Annotated in this window: 7 protein-coding genes; 5 read left to right on the top strand and 2 right to left on the bottom strand. The window is 56.7% G+C overall.

The genetic code is table 11. The annotated features are described in order from the left end of the window. Window positions 1–629, top strand: a 629-nt coding sequence (locus ACTG36_RS15575) for a mechanosensitive ion channel family protein (protein WP_439142858.1), incomplete at its 5' end; no start/stop codon positions are given. Between the two features lie 63 nt (window positions 630–692). On the opposite strand, the gene ACTG36_RS15570 is transcribed toward ACTG36_RS15575, so the two are convergent. Both ACTG36_RS15570 and ACTG36_RS15565 read right to left on the bottom strand, forming a co-directional pair. Then, window positions 693–971, bottom strand: coding sequence for a hypothetical protein (locus ACTG36_RS15570; RefSeq protein ID WP_375280493.1), 279 nt, complete (start codon window positions 969–971; stop codon window positions 693–695). Next, window positions 968–2,692: an adenosylcobalamin-dependent ribonucleoside-diphosphate reductase gene (locus ACTG36_RS15565; protein WP_375280494.1), complete on the bottom strand. Its 1,725-nt coding sequence runs from the start codon at window positions 2,690–2,692 to the stop codon at window positions 968–970. Before ACTG36_RS15565 ends, ACTG36_RS15570 begins: the two co-directional genes overlap by 4 nt. A 328-nt stretch (window positions 2,693–3,020) precedes the next feature. On the opposite strand from ACTG36_RS15565, the gene ACTG36_RS15560 reads away from it, so the two are divergent. From ACTG36_RS15560 to ACTG36_RS15545, 4 genes are all read left to right on the top strand, one after another. After that, entirely contained in the window at window positions 3,021–5,081 is a 2,061-nt protein-coding gene (locus ACTG36_RS15560; protein ID WP_439142855.1) for a putative bifunctional diguanylate cyclase/phosphodiesterase, read from the top strand. Between the two features lie 113 nt (window positions 5,082–5,194). Then, on the top strand, window positions 5,195–6,226 hold the full coding sequence (locus ACTG36_RS15555; RefSeq protein WP_375280496.1) for a LacI family DNA-binding transcriptional regulator: 1,032 nt from the start codon (window positions 5,195–5,197) through the stop codon (window positions 6,224–6,226). Between the two features lie 110 nt (window positions 6,227–6,336). Then, window positions 6,337–7,626 (top strand): ABC transporter substrate-binding protein, encoded by a 1,290-nt coding sequence (locus ACTG36_RS15550; protein WP_375280497.1) that lies wholly within the window; start codon window positions 6,337–6,339, stop codon window positions 7,624–7,626. 151 nt (window positions 7,627–7,777) lie between these two features. Further along, the gene (locus ACTG36_RS15545) at window positions 7,778–8,716 is read left to right on the top strand and encodes a carbohydrate ABC transporter permease (protein ID WP_375280498.1); all 939 of its coding nucleotides are present in this window, start codon (window positions 7,778–7,780) and stop codon (window positions 8,714–8,716) included. The last annotated feature ends 3 nt before the right edge of the window (window positions 8,717–8,719 follow it).

The raw sequence follows: 8,719 nt of genomic DNA, 5'->3' as shown, positions 1-8,719 counted from the left end.
TCTTTATCCTCAACACCTTTGGCATTCAGACGACATCCGTTGTGGCCGTTATCGGTGCGGCGGGTCTGGCCATTGGTCTGGCCCTGCAAGGCACGCTGTCGAATGTGGCGGCTGGTGTGATGATCATCTTTTTCCGTCCCCTCAAGATCGGTGATTTTGTGCAGGTGAACGGCGTCATGGGCACCGTGCAGGACGTCACGTTGAACTACACCGAAATCGCCAGCATCGGGAACGTGCAGGTCGTCGTCCCCAATTCCGAAGTCTGGGGCAACACGATCTACAACTATTCCGTCTACGACACCCGCCGCGCCGAATGGGAATTCGGGGTGGGCTATGGTGTCAATCTGGCGCAGGCCGAAAAGGTCATCATCGACACCATCATGGCCGATGAAAGATCGCTGTCTGATCCTGAACCCTTTATTCAGGTCAACAATCTGGGCGGCAGCAGCGTCGATTTTCTGGTCCGCGTCTGGTGCAAATCCGACGTCTATTTCAAATATCAGGCCGACATGAAACGTCAGGTCAAAGAGGCGTTGGACGCCGCCGACATCAACATTCCGTTCCCCACCCGCACTCTTGTCTACGAAAATTCCTCCGCAGACGAGGCCGCGGGCGTGGCCGCAGAATAAGACTCCCACATATTCTGCTGCCTTTGCGGGCGCGATGTGTTCCCCGTCGCGCCCGCTTTATTTTTAGGGGGTATGATCGGGATCAATCAAGGTCACAGGCGTGAACCGACCGTCCTCAAATTCTGCGGCATCGCGCACCCAAACGGTGCCCTCCGCGTCGTCATAGATCGCCACGCGCGATCTGTCCGCCTCCAACACGCCATAACCCAACAGGCGGTACCCGCCGCCCTTTTTGTGGCGATGGGTCGGATGCCAAGGGGGCTGCCCAAAGGCCGGTGTGGGGGCAGGTGGGTCCGGCACCACCGATGGGCGGGGCCGGAACCAGTTTTTCAGACGAGTCATAGGCTTAGGACCGATCCCGTGACTGCATTGGGCCTGTAGGTTGTGCAGCCCTTGCACCCTGCGTCATAGGCCGTGCGGTAGACGGATTTGAAGTGTTCAAAGGGGATATCCTCTGGGCAGTTCACTGTCTTTGAAATCCCGCTGTCGACCCATTTTTGCGCGGCGGCCTGCATGGCGATGTGATCTTCGGGCGACAGGTCCGCGACGGTGACAAAACTGTCCGGCAGGGGCGTTTGGGTCCCGAACAGATGGGCGAAGATATGTGCGGCGTAATCCATGACCCGTTCGTCGGTCTTGGTGCCGTCTGCTTGGGTCACAGTGCGGGTGTAGGACGTGGAAAAGATCGGCTCAATCCCCGAAGATACATTCCCCGCCAACATGGAAATCGTGCCCGTGGGCGCGATTGTCGTCAGGGTCGCATTGCGCAGTCCGTGGGTTTCGACCAAGGCGCGCACCTCAGGGTCCAACGACCGCACGCTGGGTCCGGCCAGATGTTGCTCCGCATGGTACCCGGGAAACGCACCACGGCTTTCGGCGAGTTTGGCAGAGGCCGCGTAGGCCGCGTTCTGGATGGTCTGCATCCAGCTGGTCATCAAAAAGACCGCCTTTGGGGTCCCGTATTTTGCGCCGAGCATTGCGATGGCATCTGCCACGCCCGTCACACCGATGCCGATGCGTCGCTGACGCTGCGCCATGGCCGATTGTTGCGCCAGTGGGAACCGCGACATGTCCAGCACATTGTCCAGCATCCGCACCGCCGTCGCCGTCAACGCGCGCAGGTCGGCCACATCGACGCGTGCGGCGTCGGTGAAGGGCCGCGCGACCAATTGGGCGATGTTGATGGACGCCAAGGGGCAGGTGCCAAAGGGCGGCAGTGGCTGTTCGGCGCAGGAATTGGTTGAACTGATGGTTTCGGCATACTGCATCGGGTTCGCCGCATTGATCCGGTCGATGAACAAAACGCCCGGCTCTGCGGCTTCGTAGGTTTGCCGCATGATCGTGTTCCACAAATCACGGGCCCGCAAGGTGCGCACAACCTCTTCATTCCAAACCAGATCCCACGGGGTGTCGTGTTCAACGGCGGTCATGAACGCATCGGTGATCATGACCGACAGGTTGAAATTGCGTAGACGGCTGCGGTCGGATTTGGCCATCACGAAGGCTTCGATGTCGGGGTGATCGCAGCGCATCGTGGCCATCATCGCACCCCGCCCCATGCCGGTCACAAGCATTCGGCAGGTGGCATCGAAAATGTCCATGGCTGCCAAGGGGCCTGCGGCAGGGCAATCCAGCCCTTCAACCGTAAAACCAGAGGGTCGCAGGGTTGAGAAATCGAATCCGATCCCGCCGCCCATCTTCATCGTCATGGCTGCGTCTTTCAGAGTATCCATGATCCCTTCGACACTGTCAGGCAATGTGCGCATTACGAATGTGTTGGACAAGGTGACGGACCTGTCCGTGCCAGTCCCCGCAAGAATACGGCCCGCCGGGATCAGCTTGAAATCCGCCATTGCGTCATAAAACTGCTGTGCGATGCGGGCCCGGTCAGCAGGGGCTTCCTTCGCGGTCAGCCCGTCTGCGACGCGGCGCCATGTGTCTTCGATGGTTTGGTCATGGCAGTGACCTTTTGTCGAAAATTGATATTTGCTGGACCAGATTTGTGCTGCGATTGGTTGTGAAAAGGTCGCAGCTGGCCTGTTCACACGTAGTGTGTCGTTCATAATTTGATTCCACCCAGGAGTTATTTCTCTTTAATTTAGGTCGCGGCAAAGTTAACAAAGGATTAACCTTAAAGTTGTGCGATTTGACGCAGCCAGTTAGTGCTTTTTGTGTATCAATTGATTAAAACTTGACCCATCTATTCAATTGATATGCGCGTTCATAACCGCTCATTTACCTCCTGTTGTCATGAGGAGGGGGAATGCGGGAATCTCGGGCATCAGGCGTAGGTTTTGCGCGTGTCCGGGTGTTTTTGGGGGTGGACCCTTTTCTGCGAAGCGCGGATGGTGATGTGGATAAAATTCAACGTCTGGTAGAGCGAATGTTCTAATGAAACTGGCACGCATTGCATCAAAGACCGCCTCAACGGGGCAGGTTCATGAGCGCCACGACGACGGGTTCGATCTGGCCTACCGGCTTGAAACGGCGGTTTGGATTTTTGACATCGATAATGCCCGTGTTCTGAAGGCCAATGCAGCGGCTTGCGGTCTGTGGATGGCCGGGTCTGAGCAAGAGCTTGCCGCGCGGGACATGCGCACCGATATGTCGCCCACCGTGGCCCAAAGGTTGCGGCAGTATCAGTCCGACTTCATCGAGTCCGACGCGGCCTTCAATGAACTCTGGACGATCTATCCCAACGGTTTGCCGCGCAGTGTGATGGTTGTCTACCGCGGCCACCGTCTGGCCGATGGCCGGATGGCGATGAAGTGTGAGGTGGTGGGCGAAAGTGTCGATTCCGCGCAAAACCTACGCAGCGCCGAGGCGCTTTTGCACACGGACGTCATGATTATGCTGTTCAGCCGTGAAGGGCCGTCCCTTTATTTCAACCCGGCCGCACGTCGGTTTTGTGGCGGGTCCGAAATCGCCGCCATTGACGTGTTTGAAATTCCGGCGGATTTGGACGCGATTGTTGAGGTTGTTGAGACGCAGGGCGAACATCGCGGCCTTTACCGTCTGTCGACAGTGTCGGGCAGCGGTTGGTTTGATTTGTCCGTCAAAGGGTGCAGCGACGCGGCAACCGGTGAACCCGCATTGTTGCTGACAGCCATCGATGTCAGCGAACTTAAAGAGGCCCGCGACACGGCCCGTCATCTGGCCAACCGCGATCAGCTTACAAACCTGCACAACCGGTCCTACCTGCAAAGTCATCTTGACTGGATGGAAGAAACAAATGCGGCCACAGGGGCGACGGTGATTGTGTTCGACGTCGACCGGTTCAAACAGATCAACGACCGCCACGGCCACAACGCCGGCGACACGGTTTTGCGCCAGATCGCCATGCGCACGCGCGCGGCCTTGGAACCGGACGACCTGTTGGCGCGCCTTGGCGGGGACGAATTTGTCATCATTCTGCCCGGCCCCCATGACCCGGTTGCCGCCACCCGCCGCGTGGAACGTGTCCGCCGTGCGGTCGCAGTGCCCATCTCCCACGGTGAAATCCGTCTCGAAGCCACGATCAGCGTTGGTATGTCCCACATTACAAAGACATCGACCCAATTCACCAAGGTCATTCGAGAGGCCGATATTGCCCTCTATCATTCCAAAAACGCCGGTCGCGATCAGCTGACAGTGTTTGATGCGGATATGAGTAAAGCGGTGGATGAGCGTGAAAAGCTTGAGATCGCGTTAAAAAGCGCCGTTCTAAACGAGGAGTTTGTCCTGCATTATCAACCGCGGCTTGACCTTGGCAGTGGGCAGATCACCGGTCTTGAAGGCCTTGTGCGATGGGATAACCCACAGGCGGGGCTCGTTTCTCCCGATGACTTTATCACCGTGTGCGAAGAAACCGGCCTGATTGATGAATTGGGGCGGATGGTGCTGGAAATGGGCTGCGCGCAGGCCATTGCATGGCGGCGTCAAGGGCTGTCATTGACCCTGTCTTTGAACGTGTCCCCACGACAGTTTGCAGACGATGAATTCCTGCGGTGTCTGGATGATCTTGCACGGCAGGACGGGTTTCCGAAGGGACAGATCGAACTTGAGGTGACGGAAAATGTCCTCATTGGCGACCCCCTTCAGATTGCGGAAAAGCTACGCCGCATTGTGGACATGGGCTATTTGATCGCCATCGATGATTTCGGCACCGGCTATTCCAACCTGTCCTATATCTCGCAGTTTCCGCTCCATTGCCTGAAAATCGACCGGTCGTTTATTTCGCAATTGCCGACGTCGGGTCCGATTGTTCAGTTGATTTTGACTTTGGGCCAGCAAATCGGCGCGAAGGTCGTGTCAGAGGGCGTGGAAACCGCCGAACAGTTGCAATGGTTGGCCGACCGACAGTGCACCGAAATTCAGGGTTTTACATCGCCAGACCCATGCCCGCCGCCGATTTGGACGCATTTTTGCAAGGCTTTTCTAAGACGGATCGCCCACGGCAGGGTTGAAAACTGAACTGTGTATTGCTTTTTCAAATTTATCGCGCGTAAAGTTACGTGCCGATAAAGTGTCAGGTGCGCGTGACACATGAGGTCGGATTAACAGTAAAAAAGACAGACGGGGCGGCAATGGACGGCCAGAAGGTAAGAAACATGGAAGAGTTTGCCGCGCTCAGCGGCATCTCGCGCCCGACGTTGTCGAAATACTTCCATGACCCCGACAGCGTACGGGCGTCGACCCGTGAAAAAATCGAAGTGGCGCTGTCCGAACACGACTACCGGCCCAATATATTCGCGATTAACCAAAACCGGCGCACGACAAACAACATCGGCATCGTTGTGCCGTTCCTTGCGGACCCGTTTTTTGGCGAAATCGCGCGGAACCTTGAACAGCGGTGTATCGCTGCGGGCTATGCGCCGATGTTGTTCAGCGCCCATGGTGATCCGAAGCTGGAATGCGAAATTCTGGACAGTCTGCGTCAGCAAAAGCCCGCAGGCGTCTTGTTGGCGCCTTTGGGGCGTGCCTCTGATCGCAGACATGTTGAAAAATTCGTGGCTGATGTGCCGACGGTTCTCTTCGATAACAATTTGCCCGACATGGGATCGTCCTTTGTCGGCATGGACAACACCCAATCCATGCGGATGTTGGTGGAATATTTGTGCGCCTCTGGCTCTGCGCCCAATTTCTTTGAAATGCGCGTGGCTGTGAACCCGAACGTCAACCGCCGCCGCAACGCCTATATCGCCGCGATGGAAGCGCTGGGCCACACGCCCGAGATCATCCGCGTGGACGGCGACGGCTGGGAGTTTGAGGAAATCGGCCGCCAGGGAGGGCTGACCGCCTTTGCCACGGGGCGGTTCACGTCCGATACGATTTTGTGCAGCAACGACCGTCTGGCCATCGGGCTGCTGTCGGCGGCGTTTATCAGTAACCTTAAAGTCGGACAGGGTCCGGAGGCCATGTTGCGCATCGCGGGACATGACGACCACCCGTTTTCACGGTTCACCTGTCCGTCGCTCACAACGGTGTCGCAGGACTATGCATCCATGTCCGACAAAAGCCTCGAGATTCTGATGCAGATGATCGAATCTGAACATCCGGCGCAATCGCAGGAAGACTTTTTGTTCGATGGCATCCTGACAAAACGGGCTTCTGCCTGATATTGAAGCAAAATTCCTAGATTTTACGCGCGTAAAAATAAATATTGACGCGCGTAAAGTTTTCGATGAACGTAGCGTTAGTTTATCCATTCACTAGGGAGGAATTCAGGATGAAACTCAAAGGCGCACTTCGCGCGGCAACAGCAATGTCTCTGCTGGCCACTGGCGTATCTGCCGACGGTCACGCAACAGAGCTGACGATCGCAATCGTGAACAACGGCCACATGATCAACATGCAGACCGTTGCCGAAGCTTACACAGAAGAAACAGGCGTGACCCTCAACTGGGTGTCCCTGGAAGAAGGCGTTCTGCGTGAGCAGGTCACGTCCGACACTGCCACCGGTGGTGGTCAGTACGACATCATCAACATCGGCATGCAGGAAGCCCCAATCTGGGGTCAGGCAGGCTGGATCGAAGCTCTGGAATTCGGCGACGACTATGACGTCGACGACATGCTGCCAGCAATCCGCAACGGCCTGTCCGCTGACGGCACGCTGTATGCTGCTCCGTTCTACGGCGAATCTTCCATGGTCATGTACCGCAAGGACCTGACAGACGCTGCTGGCGTTGAAATCGCTGACAACGACAGCTGGGACAACATCAAAGCCGCTGCTGCTGCGATCCACGACCCAGAAAACGACGTCTACGGCGTTTGCCTTCGCGGTAAGCCCGGTTGGGGCGACAACATGGCGTTCATCACAACTGTTGTGAACTCCTTCGGTGGTGCTTGGTTCGACGCAGACTTCAAACCACAGCTCGACTCTGACGAGTGGAACGCAGCCATCAACTTCTACGTTGACCTGCTGGGCACATACGGCCCTCCCGGATCCGAAGGTAACTCCTTCAACGAGATCCTCGCTCTGTACAACGAAGGCAAGTGCGGCATGTGGATCGACGCCACGATCGCTGCGTCTTTCCTCGAAGTAGACGGTGTTGCTTACGCTCAGTCGCCAAACGCTGGTAACCCAGTTGGCGCGAACTGGCTGTGGGCATGGGCCATGGCAATTCCTGCCGGTTCCCCGAACGCTGAAGCCGCTGCTGACTTCATCGAGTGGGCAACGTCCAAAGAGTACATCCAAGCTGTCGGCAACCACCCAGACTTCGGTTGGGGTTCTGTTCCAACAGGTACACGTACATCCACATACGCAATTCCTGAGTTCCAGGAAGCTGCTGCATTCGCCGACGCCGAACTGGCTGCGATCGAATCCGCTGCGCCTGAAGCAACAGACCTGAAGCCATACGTTGGTGTTCAGTTTGCTGCGATCCCAGAATTCCCCGAAGTGGGTTCTGCTGTCGCACAGGAAATGGCTGCGGCTCTGTCCGGTGCCAAGACTGTTGAAGAAGCACTGGCCGACGCACAGGCTGCCGCTTCCGCAATCATGGAAGAAGCAGGCTACTAAGCCCTCGTTTCTATCGGAGAGATCCCTTCGGGGGTCTCTCCACCCCAAGTTTTTTCGTCGCTGGGTCCTGAGGATCTGTTAAGGAACCCACCAGCGTCGCCCGCTCCATTCGCTAAACGCCCGCATCTTTCATTTTGAGAGTCCTTTCGCCATGGCCAATCGCACGATCCCCCGCCTTCTTCAGACACCAGCCGTTGTGCTGCTGTTGTTCTGGATGCTGGTTCCCCTTTCGATGACTTTGTTCTTCTCGTTCATCCGCTACGTGCTGAACAACCTGCGCCGCCCCGAATGGACATCACCGTCGATTGAAAACTGGCGCGGCTTTGGCAACTACCAATACGTCTGGAACCAAGACAGCTTTTGGTTGGCCATCCAAAACTCCATCCTCATCGTGACGAGCATTCTGTTCCTCACCGTGATCTTGGGCGTATTGATTGCCGTGCTGATCAACCGCAGCTTTCCAGGTCTTGGGATTGTCCGCGTGTTGCTGATCTCACCCTTCTTTGTGATGCCTGCGGTGAACGCGGTGCTTTGGATCAACATGATCCTCGATCCGGTCCTTGGCCTTCAGGGGATTGCCGTCAGCGGCATCAATGAAATGATCGCGGGTCTACGGTCGGCGCCTCTTGTCGGTGGGTTCTTCAACCTCTGGCCTGAATTCGAACCGATCTCGTTCCGCGCGACGCAGACCTCTGCCTATGCGGTCATCATGATGGTGACATGGCAGTGGACACCTTTTGCGGTCCTGATCTTCATGACGTCCTTGCAGTCCGAAGACCAACAGCAAAAAGAGGCCGCGACATTGGACGGGGCAGGGCGCTGGAACCAGTTCCGTTTCCTGACCTTGCCGCACCTTGGCCGCCCCATCGCCATCGTCGTGATGATCCAAGCGATTTTCCACCTGTCGCTTTATGCGGAGATTGAAATCGTCAGCCGCGGCAACGGCAACAAGAACCTGCCCTATTATATCGGGGAACTGGTCAACAACAACATCGGTGCGGCCTCTGCCACAGGCATCTTCGCCGTCATCCTCGCCAACATCGTCGCCATCTTCCTTTTGCGGATGGTCGGCAAGACATTGATGGAGTGATCC

It is taken from the genome of Pseudooctadecabacter sp., from assembly GCF_965657175.1.
Lineage (GTDB): Bacteria > Pseudomonadota > Alphaproteobacteria > Rhodobacterales > Rhodobacteraceae > Octadecabacter.
Note: the sequence above shows the minus strand (reverse complement) of the source record. Positions and strands in the feature narration are given on the sequence as shown.